Raw genomic sequence first — 17102 nt, 5'->3', positions numbered from 1 at the left:
TGCTCCGGTCGCTCCGGCCCGCTCTACGCCCCGGAGAACGTCTCCCGGCCGTCCGCGCGGCGCAACTCCCCCGCCACGAGGACGCCATACGCGGCCCCGGCGAACAGCAGCGCCGGGATCGCGAACAGGTTGCGCTGGTCGCTTTCGAGGACGGCGACGTACTGGCTGTGCGATACCTCGACCGTGCCGCGTTCCCCGGGAGTCGTGTCGAGAACGAAGTACCGCCGGTCCCTGATCTCCGGCGCCTGCAGATTCTCCGCACCGGCCAGGCCGGCGAACAGCAGCACGACACCCGAGACCGCCAGGGCCGTCAGCCCGGCCCGCACCCTTCGGGACAGACACCGAAAGGCCAGCCACATCGCGTCCCGGTCCCCTCCCGCCAGGAACATCCGCAGCAGAGCGGCGCCGAAGACGGGAAACAGCAGGGCCGTGATCACCGCCGTCGGCCATGCCGAGCCGGTCAGCGGCAAGATCCCCGGCAGCCATGTGAGCGCACCCAGCACCAGCAGCACGGCACTCGCCCCGGCCGCGATTCCCGCGTGCAGCTTGAAACTCCGCCCCATGGCCGCAGAGCCTCGCATACGCGCTGCTCCGGCTCACTGCCGCGTTCCGGCAGAGATGGCTGTCACCGTATGCCGGTCTCAGACCTCAGCGAACAGCGTGAGAAATGCGGCCTGCGGACCGGGACGGCCGCGCCGGGCCCCTCTGTCCCGTGATCCAGGGTGAGTTGGGACGCACAGCCTCTCCCCGGCCCCACCGGACTCGGGTCGACCGTCACAGCCGTCACCGCCGTCTCCGCCATCGTCCGAAGCGCAACCGGGGCGACGAGGACCGCGTCCATCCGGCAAGGCGAGACATCATCCCCGGGAGAGCGACATGGCGGCCGATCGCTACCTTTGGCTGACCCGGCACGGCGAGGCGTCCCCGGACGAGACCACCCTGACCGAGAACGGCCGCCGCCAGGCGACGGCTCTCGGCAAGCGGCTGCGGAGCTGCCCGGTCTCGGTGATCCACCACGGCCCGCTGCCCCGCGCGGCGCAGCCCGCCCGGCTGATCGCCGCACAGGTGGACGGCGTTCCCGTGCACCGCTGTGAGCCGGCCGGCGATTACGTGCCCCACGTCCCGCGCCGCGAGGAACTGCCGCCGGACTCCGCGGATCTCCTGCTCGACCGACTCTCCGGATTCCCGGCGGAGGAGCGGGAGAACGGACCGGCCCTGGCCCGGGAAGCCCTCCGGCGGTTCACCGGGCCGGTGGACGGTGCCGAACCGCGCCACGAACTGGTCGTCACCCACGCCTTCATGCTCGGCTGGCTGGTCCGCGCCGCCCTCGACGCCCCCGACTGGCGCTGGATCGGACTCAATCACGCCAACGCCGCCCTCACGGTGATCCGATATGCACCGGGCCGCCCGGCCTCCGTGCTCCTGTACAACGACACGGGGCACCTGCCGCCCGAGCTGCGGTGGACGGGCTTCCCGGACGAGCTGCGCATCTGAACATCGGAAGGCCTGCAGCCGCAGCCTCCAGCCCGACCGTTCGACTCTCCGGTCTCCGAGGAGTCCTCAGGGCTGTTCGGTCAGCAGGTAGTTCAGGCGGTGAGCCGCTCCGGCTTCGCCGGGGTGAGTTACCGTCACCTCGGTGAAGCAGCCACGGTCGACGTCGAGCAGCAGGGTCAGCGAGCGTCCGTCAGGCATGGAGAAGCCGCTGTAGGGGGAGGGCTCGTTGCCCATCGGCATGGCCTGGATCCGCACCGTTCCGTCCGGGCCGGGGCTGTCCACCGTGGACACCACGACGCGGGCGAGCAGGTCCACCGGACGCACCATCTCCACCAGCCATGTGTCCACGACCCCGAGCCAGGAGTAGAAGTACCACGGGTCGTCTGTGGAGTCGAACGTGGTCGGCACCTTCGAGCGGATCGGGTTGCCGCCGGCGATGTGCGTCATCTCCTGCCCGTCGCAGGACTGCCGGGTCTCCTCACCGTCGCTGCGGACCGTGTACGACCAGTGCAACCGGTCGTCGGCCTGGAGGCGGTGCTCGGACACTTCCCGTGCGGTCCCGCCGGGTTCGGTCAGGGTGACGGTCGCGGTCGCCGTGCTGACCGAGTCGCGCGTCACCAGTGGCAGCCATGAGGCGACATCCACTCGCATGCCGGTCTCCTATCGTCTGTTGATCTTGACCACCCACGACGCCGACACGACATCCACACCGTCCTGTGACCCCTTGCCGGCCAGTACGGGCCAGGCTGCGTGGATCACCCAGTATGCGTTGCCGGTGGAACCGAAACGCACGACCACACGGGCGGGCGCGGCGCCGTCGCCCTCCCGCCGGCATTTGGCCGTCCGGTCGGCGAAGGCGCACACGGTCTCGGTGCCCAGCGTCTCGTCCGGCACACCGTCGTCGCCGACTTGTGCGTATTCGTAGAGCACGACGCGTGAGGGCACTTGCGATGTGCCGAACTCGAACTCGGCACGGGGCTCGCCCGCATCAATGCGGGCACTGGGCCATTCGACCCGGCCGGAGCGCTCGTCAACGGGACCGGACCGGGACGACCAGTCCACGGCGATCCTGCGCGGTTCGGTCCGTCCGAGCTGGGTCACCAGACTCAGCCGCGGTGGCTCGGCCGGGGCGTCGAGCAGTCTGTCGGGAAGATACGGGGTGTCGGCCTCCCCCTCGGTGGTGGCGCTCGTACGCGGACGATCCTCGTCAACCTCCGTTTCCCCGCAGGCAGCAGAGGCGAGTATCACGACGGCCGTCACCGCGCTCGTCCACGCGGTAACGGCCGAACGGCAACGGGTGCGGCCCGTCAGTTGTTGGCTCCGCACATGATCTCGTCGTTGTTCTCCTCGTACGCGGAGGCGCTCACCGGTTGCCCGTTGAGAACCCCGCTGCCGAAGCCCTCGGTGCGCCAGCGGTGCCAGGTCCCGTACTCACAGTTCACATCCACCGTGACCCGGACTCGCCACGCCGACTTCGGACCGTTGGTCTCGCTCTTCATGTGCTCCCATCCGTACCAGCGTGAGCGGTAGCTCTTGCCGGAGATGGTGTTGTTCACGATCGTGGCGCCGTTGCAGAACGACTCGACCCGGGTGTGGATCTGGTTGTTGGTCGTGCGAGACGGGTGCGGAAGGTCGACTCTGACACCGCAGTCTTCGGCAGCCGGTTGTCTCGTGGAGGAGCCGAAGGGGGAACTGCCGGTGGAGTAGCCGGCCTGCGACCGCGATGAGATCGGTGTTGCGTCATCCGTCTGGGCGGCCAGTGCCGTGCCGGAGCTTCCTGCCAGAGCTGACGCCGTCACCGCGGCGATAACCGTCAGGCGTGTCTCTCTGCGCATAGAGCTGTCCTTTCTGAGGTCCGGACGTCTCCGCCCGAGCATCGTTCTGGACGTGTTCAGCCCCCAATCCTTGGTCATGGCCGAGTATTTACAAGGCCCCATTTCAGCCCCGATCACCGTTGCCGACCGGCGCGGCTTCGGGAGCGCAAAGGCCCCGGAAGCCGCGGAAGTGACTGCGGGGGCGCGAGTTGCTTGCGAGGGTGGGGACATGGCCACTTCGCGTTCACGTCACCCGGCTCGTTCCGCCCGGAGTGTGCGCCGGGTCGGACGGTGACACAGCAGCACGCGCTCCCCGGTCCCGGCGGTGGCGAACGGGACGGACCGCTCGCCGCGCCGGGACCGCCTGGATCATCAGCGCCCGCCCTCCTGAGCGGGCCCGCCTCCCCGCCAGCCGGGGGGCTGCGCCGCAGGACGGGATGGTTGCGGCGGCACCGCCGGTGGCTCCTCGGCCTCGTCGTGGCAGCGTTCCTCGCACAGATGGCGGTCGCCATGGTCACGACGGCCGTGCGGCAGACGCCGACCATCGACGAACCCGTGTACGTCGCCACGGCCGAGGTCTACCGGCGCGAGCACAGCCTGCGGTTCAACCCCGAGCATCCGCCGCTGGGCAAGCTGGTCATCGCGGCCGGAACGGCCTTCGCCGACGCACGTCTCGAACCGGGATTCGACGGCAATCAGACGGAGCTCGGGCGGCGTCTCCTCTACGAGTCGGGCAACGATCCGGGACGGCTGATGCTGCTGGCGCGGCTGCCGGTGATCGCGCTGACCCTGCTGTTCGGCCTCGTCGTCTTCGCCTTCGCCCGCGATCTGGCCGGTGCGCTGGGCGGTTTGGTGGCGCTCGCCCTGTACGCGTTCTCCCCCGACGTCATCGCCCACGGCTCGCTGGCCACGCTCGACGCCCCGGCGGCCGGCTTCCTGCTGACGTCCGTCTGGCTGCTGTGGCGGGCCCGGCGACGGCCGCTGCTCTGCCTCCCGCTCGCCGGTGCGGCGCTCGGCGCGGCCGTCGCCACGAAGATGAGCATGCTGGCGGCCGTTCCGGTGCTGCTGCCCCTGGCCGCGCTGTCGACCGTCGTCCGGTACCGGCGCAGAACGGACGGCGGGCCGGGGAGCGACGGCAGCCCCACCGCCTCCGGCCGCCCCGCGGCCTCCCCAACTCCCCGGGCCGCACGGCTGCTGTGGCCGGCTCTCCTGGCGGCGGCAGGCGTGGCCCTGGCCGGCATCGCCGTCGTCTGGGCCTCCTACCTGGCCGTCGATCCGCGGCTGCGCTGGACGGCGCCGGCGAGCGTTCCGGACGCGCACGGGCTGCGCGGACAGCTCGTCGCCCTGCTGCCGTTCCCCGAGCCCTTCCGGGACGGGATGCTCATCCAGTTCGCGTTCGAGGACGCCGGGTGGGAGGGCTTCCTCTTCGGCCGGCACTACAGCGGTTCGCTCTGGTACTACCTGCCGGCCGCGCTGCTGGTGAAGACACCCCTCGGCGCGCTCGCGCTGTGGGCGGCCGGCGCGGTGGCCCTGGTGGCCGTTCCCCGGCTGCGCGCTGCGGCACCGTACGTGCTCCTCCCGGCGGCCGTGCTGCTGCTCGCGGCCATGAGCGGGGACCGCGATCTGGGCGTCCGCTACGCCGTCTTCCTGCCGATGCTGCTGGCGGTCGCGGCGGCCGGGGCGGTCGCCGTCGCCAGTGGAGCCGGTGCGGCGGCCGCACTGCGGACGCGGGCGCGATGGCGACGGGTCCCCGGGGCGACGGTCGCCGCGCTGCTCCTCTTCGCCGCCGTCAGCTCGCTGCGGACGTTCCCGTACTACCTGCCGTACGCGAACGAGGCGTTCGGCGGGCCCTCGAACACCCATCGCCATCTGCACGACTCGAACGTCGACTGGGGCCAGGACCTGGGGCGGCTCGCCGACCGCCTGCGGGAGCGGTATCCGGGCGAGCGGGTCTGGCTCGTCTACAAGGGCAGCGGCGTCCCGTCCCACTACGGCATCGAGGCGTCCGATCCCCGCAAGGTGCAGCCGAGCCGGGTGCGCGGGCTGCTCGTCGTCTCGAACTCCGCGATCGCCAAGGCTGAGGGCAGACTTGCGGCGCTGGTGGAGAGCAGCAGGGCGGTCGAGCAGGTCGGCCACTCGATCACGGTCTTCCGCCGGTGAAACCCGCCGAACCGACACCGATGTCACCTCCGGGCCGTACTCGGCCCCGAGGTCCTAGCCCAGACACAGGGGAGCAACCTTCCGCCTGGACATGGACAAGCGCCTCGACCTGGCATCCACGGTGCCCCGCCCCCGCACCTCGTCGGTGCCCTCGGCCCCATCGGCCACCCTCGCCGACCGCGCCCGCCTGCGGGCGGTCAGGAACCTGGCCGGGATGGAGGAAGACCGGGCCGAGGGCACCGACGATGGCGATGTCCGTTAGAGATCGTCAACCCGCTCGGGTGCCCAGACTCCGCGTCAGGGTCGGGATCATCACCGCTGCGGGGACGAGGTGTAGCCCGAGGAGGGCGGTGGTGGTCGCCGTGGTTGCCCCGAAGAGAAGGGGCGGGATCAGCGAGATGGCGGTCAGCGACATGGCCGTCCACACGAATCGCTCGGCGGGGCGAGCGCTCAGGCGCAGCAGGGCGGCGGCAATGACGATGCCCACGGCCGAGAAGAAGCCGGCCACGACGGCGATGCCGGACAGCGGGATGGTCTCGCCACCATGGACCTCGAAGTCGGCGCCGGCGGCCCGGGCGAGCGCGGCGGCGAGAGTGGTGGCCGCCGCCGCTGCGAGCGTGGCGATGAAGCCGGTGCCGACGAGGCGGCGGAGTCGGTGGGGGTGGCTGGTGCGGTCGGCGCCCGGGTCGGTTACGACGGCGGTTTCCTTCATGCTGTTCATGTCGTTCCTCTCGTCATTCGGTAAGGGCCTGGCTTCCGGGCGGAGTGATGATGCGCACCCTGGCCGTGCGACGGTAGGGGTTGTGCAGGGCGCGGACGCCGGTGCCGCGGAGCCAGAACGCGGCGTCGTGTCCGAGGACCGGCCCCGGCTCGCCGTCACGTAGCTCCAGCTGCACCCGGCCACGGGTGACGACGCAGAACGCGTTGTGCCATTCCTCCGCGATCACGGCGATGCGTGCGCCGGCGCGCAGCGCGAGCGTTTGCACCGGTTACTCGGTGCCGTCGGCCGGCAGGCGCTCCGGCAGTCCGAGCCGCGGGAACTGGTCGTCGTGGAACGTGGTGATCTCGGTGATCGTCCCGCCGGTAACGCGCAGGACGTCGATCGTCAGCGGCAGGTACGCGCCCTCGGACTGCTGCCAGAGGTAGAAGGCCAGGGCGGGCTGCCGGTTCACCGAGGTGGGAACGGCGCGCAGGCCGGTCATGCCCTCGAAGCCGCTCTCGATCAAGAAGTTCACCACTGCGTCGCGGCCGACGTACAGGCCGGGCGTGGGCGGCATCGAGAAGCGGACGTCGTCTCGCAGCATCGAGGCGAGCGCCTTGACGTCCGTGGCCACGCTGGCCTCGGTGTAGCGGTGCACCAGCTCACGCATGGTGGCGTCCTCCTCTCCGCCGGTCCAGTCCTGCCGCTCCGCGGGCAGGTGCTCCCTCATCCCTGCCCGGGCGCGCTGCAGCGCGCTGTTCACGGAGTTGACGGAGTCGCCGAGGAGTTCCGCGACGTCCTTCGCCGGCCAGCCGAGCACGTCCCGCAGGATCAGCACGGCCCGCGGGCGCGGCGCGAGGTGCTGGACCGCGACCAGGTACGCCAGCTCGATCGTCTCCCGCGCGACGGCGACGGTCTCCGGCTCGTCCGCGTCACCCGCGGGCAGTTCGTCGAGCAGCCGGTCCGGGTAAGGCTGCAGCCACCGCGCCTCGCCGCCGGTCGCGGGCTCGGGGCGGCGCTTGGCGAGCAGGTCCAGGCAGGCGTTGGTGGCGATCCGGTATAGCCAGGCCCGGAACGTCGACCGCCCCTGGAAGGTCTCCCGCCGCCGCCAGGCACGTAGGAACGTCTCCTGCACGGTGTCCTCGGCGTCCTCGAACGACCCGAGCATCCGGTAGCAGTGCACGTGCAGCTCCCGCCGGTGCCGCTCGGCCAGCCCCGAAAACCCCGGCTCGTCGGCCTCGCCCAGACCGCGCGTACCCAGCCCGCTCATACCCAGCTCCTCCAGCATGGTGTCCGCGCTCATCACGTCATCCTTCCGTCTCACCCTGTCCGGTCATACATGTGACGGGTGCGGTCGCGAAAACTCATCACCAGGGTCGGTCGGCATGGCTGAGCAGCCGGCATGCCCCGCCATCCAGGCCGACGACGTCCGCCCGCTACCCGACTCCGGAGTGTCGGCAGACGGTCGTCTGTCGACACTCGCCGGCGTGATCACGAACCCGCAGGTGGGCAGTGTCGACAACTCGCGCCGCAGAACATTGGGCGGAGCGGTGTGTATGGGGTTGCACCTTCCGCAGCGGCATGTGGTCCGGTGGACTTACGCCCCGATGCCTTGAGGAAGGTCCCTGCTCATGCATGCGTCTTTCATGCCGCCCCGCCGGGTCAAGATCGGTGACGCGGCGGCCTTCGCCGGCAGCACGCCACGGGCGATTCGCCATTACCACGAGATCGGGCTGCTCCCCGAGCCCGAGCGGGGCGGCGACGACCGCCGCCGCTACGGGTACGAGGACATGATCCGCCTGCTGTGGATTCGCAGGATGGCCGATGCCGGGATCGCCCTGGACGACATCCGTGACGCCTTCACCACCGGCACGGCTTCCGCCGGTGCGGACAGCGAAGAAGGTATCGCGGGCATCCTGGAGCGGTTGGAGGAAACCCTCGCCGAGCGGGAGGCGGAATTGCGGCGGCAGCGGACCGCCGTGCAGCGGATGCGCACCGAAGGCAGCCGGATGGGCCTGCTCTCCGACTTCGTCACCGAACGCCTCAAGGGCCTGCCCGAGGGCTCCCTGCGTCAGGCGGACCTGGACAGTCTGCTGGTCACCGAGCGGATCTTCGGCCCGCTCGGCGCGGCCGTCCAGGCCACCCGCTTCGTCGTCCTGGCCACGCATCCCACGCTGCGGGAGGATTCCGACCGCATCGATGACGCCGAGGAGGCACTCGATGACAGTGTCGCCGTCGATGATCCACGGGTGGCTCACGTGGCTGTCAGCGCAGCGCCTTGACCATCACCCGCTCCCGTGTCACCCCGTCGGACAGGACGTCTCCCCACTCCCCCGTGGAGATGAAGCCCTGTCGCCGGTAGAGCGCGATGGCCGCGTCGTTGCCGGGAATGACGGCCAGTCTCAGTTCCGTGGCGCCCGCCTGCCGGGCCTGCCGCTCGACCGCCGCCAGCAGCCGGTCCGCGACGCCCCGGCCGCGTGCCCCGGGGCCGACCCAGACGGAGCGCAGTTCCCAGGTGCGCCCGCCGTCGCCCGGGACACCACTGGCCACTCCAACGGCCGGCCGTCCAGCAGCGCGACGACGTTGTACGCGTCCGGCTGCTCCAGGCGGGCACGCCACCGCTTCTCGCCACCCCGGTCCCACTCCGCGAGCCGGGCCTTGAACGCGTGGGGCGCCTCGGTCAGCGCGGCGAGGCGGACCTCCCGCCACAGCGGCCAGTCGTGCTCGGTGAGAACCCGCAGACGCACCACGGCCTCAGTGTGTCCCTGCCCTGGCGTCGTCACAGCGAGCCGCGTCGTATGAGCGGTTGCGGGCGAAGAGGTCGAGCTCGGCCCAGACGGTTTTGTGGGGCGGCGGGCCCGTGGTGACGCCCCAGCGATCGGCCAGGGCTTCGACGAGGAGCAGACCGCGGCCCGATTCCGCGTCCGGTCCGGAGCGGCGGGGAGCGGGGGCGGACGGGAGGGTGTCATCCCGGGTGTCGGTCACCTCAATACGGAGCGTGTCGGCGTCCAGGAGGGTGAGCGCCAAGTGGAAGTCGCGCCCCGGTACGCGGCCGTGGAGCGCGGCGTTGGCGGCCAGCTCGGCCACGATGTGCTCGGCTGTCTCGTACGGCAGCTGCCACGAGCACAGTTGCGCCACGGCGAGGCGCGGGCGAGCCGTGCGCCCCGGCGGGTGGGCGACAGCCGGACGCTGAACTCCCGGGCTGGAGCGGAATTTCCGGTTCGGGTGATTTCTTGCTTCACGTCACTCAGCGTGGCCGTTCCAGGTCTACCGTGACCAGTAACGGCGGCGGCACGCAGCGTATGTGTCGGCCGCGTGCGGAATCGGTACCGCCCGTCGGTCGTGTCGTCCTCCGCACGCCGCCGTTCCACACATGACGAAGGGGGTCTTCATGAGCGTGGACGGAAACGGTACGAGCGAGCGCGGTCCGGAGTACACGACGGACGGGGCGGACAGCGCCTGTTGGGATTCCGCCGTGGACGACGACGGGGCGGTACTGCGGACGGTCGGCCGCCAGATCAAGCTGTGGCGGGAGGCCGCGGGCCTCAAGCAGTCGGAGCTGGGCAAGGCCATCGGGTACGGCGAGGACCTGGTGTCGTCGGTGGAGCGCGCCCGTCGCGTACCGCAGCCGGAGTTCCTGAAGAACGCGGACCAGGCACTCCAGGCCGGCGGCCGGATCGCGGCGATGGCGAAGGACGTGGCGGAGGCCCGCTACCCGAAGAAGGTCCGGGATCTGACCCGGCTGGAGGCAGAGGCCGTCGAGATCGGCGCGTACATCAGTACCGTCATCGACGGGCTCTTGCAAACGGAGGAGTACACGCGGGCGTTGTTCAGCCTGCGGCGACCGCCCTATGGAGAAGAGGAACTCGAACGCCTCGTCGCAGCCCGCATGGCCAGGCAGGCGCTTCTTGAGCAGCAGCCTCCTCCCATGCTCACCTTTGTCCAAGAAGAGGCGACGCTCCGCAGGCCGATCGGGGGCAGAATGGCCCTGCGGCGCCAACTCGAACACCTATTGGATGTTGGGCAGTTGAGGCACGTAGCGATCCAGGTGATGCCCACAGCGGTTGAAGAACACTCGGGTCTCGGCGGCTCGCTGCGAGTGCTGAAGCTCAAGGACGGCACGACAGTCGGGCAGAACGAAGTCCAGCTCACCAGCCGGCTGATCGCAGATCCCAAAGAAGTGCAGATTCTGGAGATGCGGTATGGGACCATCCGGGCGCAGGCACTCACGCCGCGTGAGTCGTTGGCCTTCATCGAAAAAGCGCTGGGAGAGACATGACCTTCAAGCCCTCCGTCGAAGACGGTCCCGAGCCGCAGTGGCTCAAGAGCAGTTACAGCACCGACGACGGGCCAGCCTGCGTCGAGGTAGCCGCCATACCCGGAACGATCCTGGTCCGTGACTCCAAGAACGTCCAAGGACCGCAGCTCGGCTTCGAGCCCGGCGCCTGGGCCCGCTTCCTCTCGTACACCGCCGAGCGCTGACCCCGTGACCCCGCCGAAGATCCGTTGGAGAGGACATGACCCTCAGTCCTTCACTCGGAGACGATCCCGCCCTTGAGTGGCACAAGAGCAGCCACAGCAGCAACGACGGCCCCGACTGCGTGGAGGTAGCCGCCGCACCCGGGGCCGTCCTCGTCCGCGACTCCAAGGATCCACAGGGCCCAAGGCTTGCGTTCAGGTCCGGCGCGTGGGCCGGCTTCGTCCGCTTCGCCGCCGAGGGCTGACCGCGGATCCTCGCCCTCGGGCGGCCCCTGTCGCGGCCCGGGTTGTCCACCACGCCGCTGTTCGTGCGAAAAGAAATACCCCGGACGCAATTGACGTCCGGGGTATTTCTTTGCGTATATTAGAGGTTTCCGTGTCCAGACCGAACGGTGGCACGGAGAAGCTTTATGGAGTCATCATATCGGGGTGGGAGTTGCATTGTCAAACGCGGAATTGGGTCGCGAGCAGGAATTCATGAATGTGCTGTACGCGCGGCTCGAAGAGCTGCGGGAACAGGCCGAGGCCGCGCTGCGCTCGGCCATGGCCCCCGCCGGGGAAGCGGGCGGCGGCACGTTCCAGGCGCGGCTGGAGCGGGACGTCATGGTGGCCGAGCAGTCGGGGCTGCTGGCGGCGTTCAACGCCGGTGAGCGCGGGCTCTGCTTCGGGCGGCTGGTGTTCCGGGACGGCCCGGACCACCACATCGGCCGGATCGGCATCCGCCGCGACGACGCCGAGCGCACCCCGCTCGTGATCGACTGGCGGGCCGATGTCGCGCGGCCGTTCTATCTCGCCACCGGACACACTCCGATGGGGCTGCGCCGCCGGCGGCACATCACCACCGAGGGTCAGAAGGTCACCGCCCTCCACGACGAGATCCTCGACCTGGGCGACAGCGAGCGCACCGGCCACGAGGGCACCGACGCCGACGCCGTGCTCCTCTCCTCCCTCGACGCGGCCCGCACGGGCCGGATGCACGACATCGTGCAGACCATCCAGGCCGAGCAGGACCGGATCATCCGCGCGCCGCACCGGGGCGTGCTGGTGGTGGAGGGCGGGCCCGGCACGGGCAAGACCGTCGTCGCGCTGCACCGGGCCGCGTATCTCCTCTACGCCCAGAGGGAGTTGCTGGCCCGCCGCGCCGTGCTGATCGTCGGGCCCAACCCGGCCTTCCTCGGCTACATCGGCGAGGTGCTGCCCTCGCTCGGCGAGACGGGCGTGCTGATGGCCACCCCCGGCGAGCTGTTCCCCGGCGTCACCGCCACCGCGACGGACACCCCCGAGGCCGCCGAGGTCAAGGGCCGGGCCGAGATGGCCGACGTCCTCGCCCGGTATGTACGGGACCGGCAGACGCTGCCCGAGCCCGGGACCGTCATCGGCACCGAGGACGGTGATCTGCTGCTGGACGCCGACATCGTGACCCTCGCCCGCCACCAGGCCCGCGAGACGAAGCTGCCGCACAACCTCGCCCGGCCGCACTTCGCGTTCCGCGTCATCGACGAGCTGACCGCCCAGCTCGCCGACCGCATCGGCGCCGACCCGTTCGGCGGTCCCAACTTCCTCGGCCCGGACGACATCGCCCAGCTCGGCATCTCCGTCGCAGCGAGCAGCGAGGTGCAGGCGGCCATCGATGAGTTGTGGCCGCTGCTGACGCCGCAGGAGCTGGTCGCCGGGTTCCTCGCCGACCCCGTCCATCTGCCGGAGGCCGACGCCGAGGCCATCCGGCGCACCGGCGGTGAGTGGACCACGGCCGACATCCCGCTGCTGGACGAGGCCGCCGAACTGCTCGGCGAGGACGACTCGGCGGCCCGCGCCCGCGCCGAGGCCGAGCGGCAGGAGCGCGTCGCCTACGCGCAGGGCGTGCTGGACCTGTCGTACGGCTCCCGGACCCAGGAGTTCGAGGACCGCGACGACGAGGACTCGGAGGTGCTGGCCGCGCACAACCTGATCGACGCCGAACGGCTGGCCGACCGTGCCGAGGAGGCGGACCACCGCAGCGCCGCCGAACGCGCGGCGGCGGACCGCACCTGGGCGTTCGGGCACATCATCGTGGACGAGGCGCAGGAGCTGTCCCCGATGGCGTGGCGGCTGCTGATGCGGCGCTGCCCGACCCGTTCCATGACCCTGGTCGGCGACCCGGCGCAGACCGCCGAGCCCGGGAGCTGCGGCTCGTGGGAACGGATCCTTCAGCCGTATGTGGGCGAGCGGTGGGAGCACGTCCGGCTGGGGGTCAACTACCGCACGCCCAGCCAGGTCATGGACGTCGCGGCCGGGGTGCTGCGGGCCGTCGACCCGTCGTTCCGGCCGCCGCGTTCGATCCGTACGACGGGCAGCGCGCCGTGGGCGCACCGGGTGGCGGAGGAGAAGGAGCTGGCGGACGCCGTCGCCGCGGCGGTGGACCGGGAGGCCGCACAGCTCGGTGACGCGGCCGGGCAGGGACGGCTCGCCGTGATCGCGCCCGGGGAGCTGGTGGAGACGCTGGCCGCCGCGCTGCCGGAGTCCTCCGCCGGGCCCCGGCCGGATCTGACCCGCCCGGTGGTGGTGCTCGGCCCGCGGCAGGCGAAAGGGCTGGAGTTCGACGCGGTGATCGTCGTGGAACCGGCGGAGTTCGGGGGGAGCGATCTGTATGTGGCGCTGACCCGGGCGACGCAGCGGCTGGGCATCGTCCACGCGGCGGCGCTGCCGGAAGGGCTGGAGGCCGGGCTCGCGACGGGGGCGGGGGTGAGGTGGGGGCGTCGGCCGAGGGGTGAGCCGGGGGTCGGGGCCGGCTGTCCGGGGCTGAGCCGCGGGGCCGGGCCCGGGAGCCGGGGCCGGGGTGGGGCAGCCGGACCCTGCCCCGGCCCCGGACCGGCCCCCTCCGGGCCCTCCCGGCTTCGCCGCAGCGTCGGGGCGGCGCCCCCTGCTCAGTCGATGACCGCGGTGGCTTCGATCTCCACCAGGTGTTCGGGGACGTCCAGTGCCGCGACGCCCAGCAGGGTGGCCGGCGGGGCCGGGGTGACCTTCAGCTTCCCGGCCGCCCGGGAGATTCCCTCCAGGAGCAGGGGCATCTTGTCGGGGGTCCAGTCGACGACGTAGACGGTCAGCTTCGCCACGTCGTCGAAGCCGGCGCCAACCCCGGCCAGGGCCGTGCCGACGTTGAGGTAGCACTGCTCGACCTGCGCGGCGAGGTCGCCCTCGCCGACCGTGGCGCCCTCGGCGTCCCAGGCGACCTGCCCGGCGATGAAGACCAGCTTCGACCCGGTCGCGACCGACACCTGCCGGTACACGTCGATCTCCGGCAGGCCGCTGGGGTTCACCAGGGTGATGGCCATCTGTCCGTCTCCTTGTCGTAGGAACCCGTGGGTTCATTCCTCGTCACCACGGAGCAGGCGCTCTCTTGTGGTTACTCGGGAACCGTAGGAGAGTGGCGGCTGACATGGAAGAACGCACTTTTCAGTGACTGGGGAACCTCATGGTGACCAAGCAGTTCACGGGCTCACCCGATGAAGCGGATCTGCTGCGCGCGGACTCCCTGGCGCGGGAGATCTTCTCGGACGTCGCCAACAAATGGGCGTTGCTGATCACCGAAATACTCGGGGACCGCACGCTGCGTTTCAGCGAGTTGCGGAACGAGATCGAGGGCATCAGCCACAAGATGCTCACCCAGAACCTGCGCATGCTCGAGCGCAACGGCCTGGTCTCCCGGACGGTGCACCCCACCGTGCCACCGCGCGTCGAGTACACCCTCACCGAGGCCGGCACGGCCCTGAGGAAGACGGTCGACGGCATGTGCGACTGGACCCACCGGTACCTCGGCCACATCGAAGCCGCCCGCCACCGCTTCGACAGCTGACGGGCGGAGCGAGCGCAACATCCGGATGCCGGCCGCCGCCCGGGGCCGGCCGCCCCGGCAGCGGTCAGTCATCCAGCGGGGTGATCCAGCCGTCGCCGCCCAGCGGGTAGCCGTAGTCCGGGCGGCCCTTCGCGGACGTGGTGCGGAACGGCTTGCCGTTGTCGTCGATGCGCAGAATCCCGTGGCGGCCGCCGCTCGACCACTCCAGCTCCGCGTACCAGCTCACGTACTGGGAGTCGGCCTCGGCGGTGACGTACAGAACCTCCGGGTCGCTCTCGCTCACCTTGTACGGGAAGTCGCGCTGGCCGGCCTTCGGCACGGGCGCCGGGTTGCCCGCCGCCAGGTCGACGGCGAACGTCCTCGTGGGGACGTCGCCCCCACAGCCGATACCCATCCGGTACGCGTTCCAGGCCGGCACGCCCGCGCGCTCCACCACGCGGACGCGCAGGGCCTGAAGCACCACCGTCTTCTCGCCGGTGCCCTGCACGGTGAGTTCGACCCGGTGTTCGTCCGCCGCGACAGCCCCCAGCGCGTTCACCCAGCCCGGGGCTTCCTGCACCGCGGGCGGCGGCGAGACCTTCTCCGGCGGGCGATTGATCAAGTACCTCGCGGAACAGGGGTGTTCCCAGGCATGCGCACGGGCGGTCACCGCGAGCGGGGCGGCGCCCGTCTGCCCACGCGCCGCGTTCCGGCCGGGGTTTCCGCCCGGAGAGGGGTCCCCGGATTCATCGGGCTTCGGCCTTCCGCGAGCGGGGGCCGACGGGCTCGCGCCACCGTCGGAGGAGGAGACAGAAGGCGAAGGGGAGGGCGACGTGCCGTTCTTGTCCTCCGCCGCGGTCCCGCCGGCGGCGCTGTCGGCGGCGGATGCCGAGCCCGACCGCCGCTCGCCCCACTGTCCGTCAGGCACCAGGCTCACCAGCGCGGCCGTCGCGGCGAGAGCCAGGGCGGCGGCGGAAGCACCGAGCACGGCCTTGCGCCCGAAGCGCCGGGTGCGGCTGCGGGCACGGGAAGCGGGATGGGGACGGGGACGGAGAGGGCCGGCCGAGTCCGGGTCCGCGGTGCCGCATTCGTCGGTGGGCGCGGCGTCGTCACCGGGTGCGGTAGGTGAGGTGGCCCCACCAGACCCCGCGTCCTGAGCGGTTCCGGCGTCCCGGGCGGATCCCGCAGGCGCCGCAGACCCCGTGGCTCCGGCGGCTCCCGCCCGGGCCCCGGGGCGGGGCAGACCGTCGGCGGGGGCGTTCGGCGTCTCGCGGCCCGGTGCGGCCGTGCCGTCGGACTGGGCCGTACCCGCCGCCGCTGCCGCCGCCCTGCGTTCGCGGTCGCGGGCGGCGCCCGCCACCACCCACCGGCGGTGCACCTCGACCAGCTCGTCCGGCGTGGCCTTGCACAGCCGTGCGAGGCGTTCCACCGGTGCGTAATCCGCCGGCACGGCGTCGCCGTTGCAGTAGCGGTGCAGTGTCGACGCGCTCATGTGCAGACGCTTCGCCAGCGTGCCGTAGCTGAGCCCCGAGCGGTCCTTCAGCCCCCGTAACAGCTCGGCGAACCCGGCCTTCTCCTCCGCCGTCCCCACTTGGTCTCCATCCCATTCACGCATTCGAGGGGAGGGTCATTTCCCCTGGTCAGCACCGCTCCGAACGTTCCAGCCCTCCAGAACCCCCGTCATGACTACCGGCTGGAACGGATCGCGGCACAAGCTGAGGACATCCAAGCACGGGGCTCCCGCCCGCCGGTCGAGCCCGTGCTCCGCACCGCGTGTCCTGTTAGGGGAATCACCATGTCCGCAGTCATCCACCGCTCCCGCACACGCCTCGTCTCCACGGCGGCCTCCGCGGCTCTCGCTGCGCTCTCGCTGACCGCCTGTGCCGACGGCGGGGGCGTGCAGAGCGAGGGCCCGGCCTCGTCGAGTGCGGCCGGGGAGCAGGGCGGCGGTACGCCGCAGGAGCCGGCGGGGAAGGGCAAGTCCGGCTCCGGGAACGGCAACGAGGACGGAAACGGGGTCGGGGACGGCAACGGGGACGGCATCAACGCGGTACCCGCCGGATCCGCCGCCGACAAGGACAGCGCGAAGGGGGCCGCCGCCTCCGGGTCCCGGTCCGGCAAGGCGGGCCGGAAGCCGGTGACCTGCTCCGCCGCCAACACCGAGGTCACCGTCAGCGAGGTGTCGCGCCCCATCAACCACCTGCTGCTGACCGCCACCAACACCGGTACCGCACCCTGCTTCGCGTACAGCGCCCCGCTCCTGCGGTTCGACGAGAGCGCGCAGTCGGCCCTCGCGATCGTGGAGGACAGCAAGCCGCAGGCCGTCGTCACCCTCGCACCGGGCGAGTCCGCCTACGCGGGCATCCTCACCTGGGTGCCGGACGGCGGGGAGGACCTCCGGTCCCGGCGGCTGGACGTCCTGTTCGCCGCCCGGAACGGTGGTTCGACGGGTTCCATGGTGAAGCTGCCGCTCCCGGGCGAGGGCGTCACCGTCAACGACGGGGCCGCCGTCACGTACTGGCAGACGGATGCGGCAACCGCGCTGACCTGGTGACCCGGCCCGGGCGCCGGCCGCCCGGCCACGTCCCGGCCGGGTACCGCCCGGTGCCACGATCCCGATCCCGGCACCGGGGGCCGCGGTCGC

The 17102-nt window shown here is 71.4% G+C and carries 17 protein-coding genes and 4 pseudogenes; 10 read left to right on the top strand and 11 right to left on the bottom strand.

Annotation, left to right across the window (positions count from 1 at the left end; all coding sequences use genetic code 11):
- Window positions 1-23: 23 nt before the first annotated feature.
- Window positions 24-581 carry a hypothetical protein gene (locus E4N63_RS18615; RefSeq protein WP_230241218.1) on the bottom strand — a complete coding sequence of 186 codons (558 nt, stop codon included), beginning with the start codon at window positions 579-581 and terminating at the stop codon, window positions 24-26.
- A 295-nt stretch (window positions 582-876) separates the two neighbouring features.
- Here E4N63_RS18615 and E4N63_RS18610 point away from each other — a divergent pair, with 295 nt between their 5' ends.
- Window positions 877-1494, top strand: coding sequence for a histidine phosphatase family protein (locus E4N63_RS18610; RefSeq protein ID WP_230241217.1), 618 nt, complete (start codon window positions 877-879; stop codon window positions 1492-1494).
- Window positions 1495-1560: 66 nt separating this feature from the next.
- Here the strand turns inward: E4N63_RS18610 and E4N63_RS18605 are convergent, their stop codons facing one another.
- From E4N63_RS18605 to E4N63_RS18595, 3 genes are read right to left on the bottom strand one after another with little or no spacing between them, the layout of a single operon-like run.
- On the bottom strand, window positions 1561-2145 hold the full coding sequence (locus E4N63_RS18605; RefSeq protein ID WP_230241216.1) for a hypothetical protein: 585 nt from the start codon (window positions 2143-2145) through the stop codon (window positions 1561-1563).
- Between the two features lie 9 nt (window positions 2146-2154).
- On the bottom strand, window positions 2155-2754 hold the full coding sequence (locus tag E4N63_RS18600) for a hypothetical protein (RefSeq protein WP_230241215.1): 600 nt from the start codon (window positions 2752-2754) through the stop codon (window positions 2155-2157).
- A gap of 47 nt (window positions 2755-2801) precedes the next feature.
- Window positions 2802-3329 carry a hypothetical protein gene (locus tag E4N63_RS18595; protein ID WP_230241214.1) on the bottom strand — a complete coding sequence of 176 codons (528 nt, stop codon included), beginning with the start codon at window positions 3327-3329 and terminating at the stop codon, window positions 2802-2804.
- Window positions 3330-3806: 477 nt separating this feature from the next.
- Here E4N63_RS18595 and E4N63_RS18590 point away from each other — a divergent pair, with 477 nt between their 5' ends.
- Both E4N63_RS18590 and E4N63_RS18585 read left to right on the top strand, forming a co-directional pair.
- Entirely contained in the window at window positions 3807-5468 is a 1662-nt protein-coding gene (locus E4N63_RS18590) for an ArnT family glycosyltransferase (RefSeq protein WP_374112878.1), read from the top strand.
- A gap of 91 nt (window positions 5469-5559) precedes the next feature.
- Window positions 5560-5730, top strand: coding sequence for a hypothetical protein (locus E4N63_RS18585; RefSeq protein ID WP_230241212.1), 171 nt, complete (start codon window positions 5560-5562; stop codon window positions 5728-5730).
- Between the two features lie 6 nt (window positions 5731-5736).
- On the opposite strand, the gene E4N63_RS18580 is transcribed toward E4N63_RS18585, so the two are convergent.
- Genes E4N63_RS18580 through E4N63_RS18570 form a run of 3 tightly spaced genes read right to left on the bottom strand, consistent with a single transcriptional unit; the run spans window position 5737 to window position 7471 of the window.
- On the bottom strand, window positions 5737-6189 hold the full coding sequence (locus E4N63_RS18580) for a DUF6069 family protein (RefSeq protein ID WP_230241211.1): 453 nt from the start codon (window positions 6187-6189) through the stop codon (window positions 5737-5739).
- A 13-nt stretch (window positions 6190-6202) separates the two neighbouring features.
- The gene (locus tag E4N63_RS18575; protein ID WP_230241210.1) at window positions 6203-6454 is read right to left on the bottom strand and encodes a hypothetical protein; all 252 of its coding nucleotides are present in this window, start codon (window positions 6452-6454) and stop codon (window positions 6203-6205) included.
- 3 nt (window positions 6455-6457) lie between these two features.
- Window positions 6458-7471, bottom strand: a complete 1014-nt coding sequence (locus tag E4N63_RS18570) for an RNA polymerase subunit sigma-70 (RefSeq protein WP_230241209.1) — start codon at window positions 7469-7471, stop codon at window positions 6458-6460.
- Window positions 7472-7799: 328 nt separating this feature from the next.
- Between E4N63_RS18570 and E4N63_RS18565 the strand changes: the two are divergent.
- Window positions 7800-8432 (top strand): annotated as a pseudogene (locus E4N63_RS18565) (MerR family transcriptional regulator); the annotation flags it as partial.
- A gap of 1 nt (window position 8433) precedes the next feature.
- Here the strand turns inward: E4N63_RS18565 and E4N63_RS18560 are convergent.
- Together E4N63_RS18560 and E4N63_RS18555 are read right to left on the bottom strand one after the other, a co-directional pair.
- Window positions 8434-8918 (bottom strand): annotated as a pseudogene (locus E4N63_RS18560) (N-acetyltransferase family protein).
- 4 nt (window positions 8919-8922) lie between these two features.
- Window positions 8923-9410 (bottom strand): annotated as a pseudogene (locus E4N63_RS18555) (ATP-binding protein).
- A 149-nt stretch (window positions 9411-9559) separates the two neighbouring features.
- Between E4N63_RS18555 and E4N63_RS18550 the strand changes: the two are divergent.
- The 4 genes and pseudogenes from E4N63_RS18550 to E4N63_RS18535 all read left to right on the top strand — a co-directional run.
- Window positions 9560-10447 carry a helix-turn-helix transcriptional regulator gene (locus tag E4N63_RS18550; protein ID WP_230241208.1) on the top strand — a complete coding sequence of 296 codons (888 nt, stop codon included), beginning with the start codon at window positions 9560-9562 and terminating at the stop codon, window positions 10445-10447.
- Entirely contained in the window at window positions 10444-10650 is a 207-nt protein-coding gene (locus E4N63_RS18545) for a DUF397 domain-containing protein (RefSeq protein WP_230241207.1), read from the top strand. Before E4N63_RS18550 ends, E4N63_RS18545 begins: the two co-directional genes overlap by 4 nt.
- A gap of 35 nt (window positions 10651-10685) precedes the next feature.
- The gene (locus E4N63_RS18540; protein ID WP_230241206.1) at window positions 10686-10892 is read left to right on the top strand and encodes a DUF397 domain-containing protein; all 207 of its coding nucleotides are present in this window, start codon (window positions 10686-10688) and stop codon (window positions 10890-10892) included.
- A gap of 232 nt (window positions 10893-11124) precedes the next feature.
- A pseudogene (locus E4N63_RS18535) lies at window positions 11125-13347 on the top strand (UvrD-helicase domain-containing protein); the annotation flags it as partial.
- 203 nt (window positions 13348-13550) lie between these two features.
- On the opposite strand, the gene E4N63_RS18530 reads toward E4N63_RS18535, so the two are convergent.
- Window positions 13551-13958 (bottom strand): RidA family protein, encoded by a 408-nt coding sequence (locus E4N63_RS18530; RefSeq protein WP_125626578.1) that lies wholly within the window; start codon window positions 13956-13958, stop codon window positions 13551-13553.
- A gap of 140 nt (window positions 13959-14098) precedes the next feature.
- Between E4N63_RS18530 and E4N63_RS18525 the strand changes: the two genes are divergently transcribed.
- A complete protein-coding gene (locus E4N63_RS18525; RefSeq protein WP_230241205.1) occupies window positions 14099-14479 on the top strand; it encodes a helix-turn-helix domain-containing protein in 381 nt (126 codons plus the stop codon).
- Window positions 14480-14543: 64 nt separating this feature from the next.
- On the opposite strand, the gene E4N63_RS18520 is transcribed toward E4N63_RS18525, so the two are convergent.
- Window positions 14544-16073, bottom strand: coding sequence for a helix-turn-helix transcriptional regulator (locus E4N63_RS18520; RefSeq protein WP_230241204.1), 1530 nt, complete (start codon window positions 16071-16073; stop codon window positions 14544-14546).
- A 180-nt stretch (window positions 16074-16253) separates the two neighbouring features.
- On the opposite strand from E4N63_RS18520, the gene E4N63_RS18515 reads away from it, so the two are divergent.
- A complete protein-coding gene (locus tag E4N63_RS18515; protein WP_230241203.1) occupies window positions 16254-17012 on the top strand; it encodes a DUF4232 domain-containing protein in 759 nt (252 codons plus the stop codon).
- Window positions 17013-17102: the final 90 nt, after the last annotated feature.

Origin of the sequence: Streptomyces sp. MNU89 (assembly GCF_020982505.1) — a bacterium.
GTDB classification, from domain to species: domain Bacteria; phylum Actinomycetota; class Actinomycetes; order Streptomycetales; family Streptomycetaceae; genus Streptomyces; species Streptomyces xinghaiensis.
Note: the sequence above shows the minus strand (reverse complement) of the source record. Positions and strands in the feature narration are given on the sequence as shown.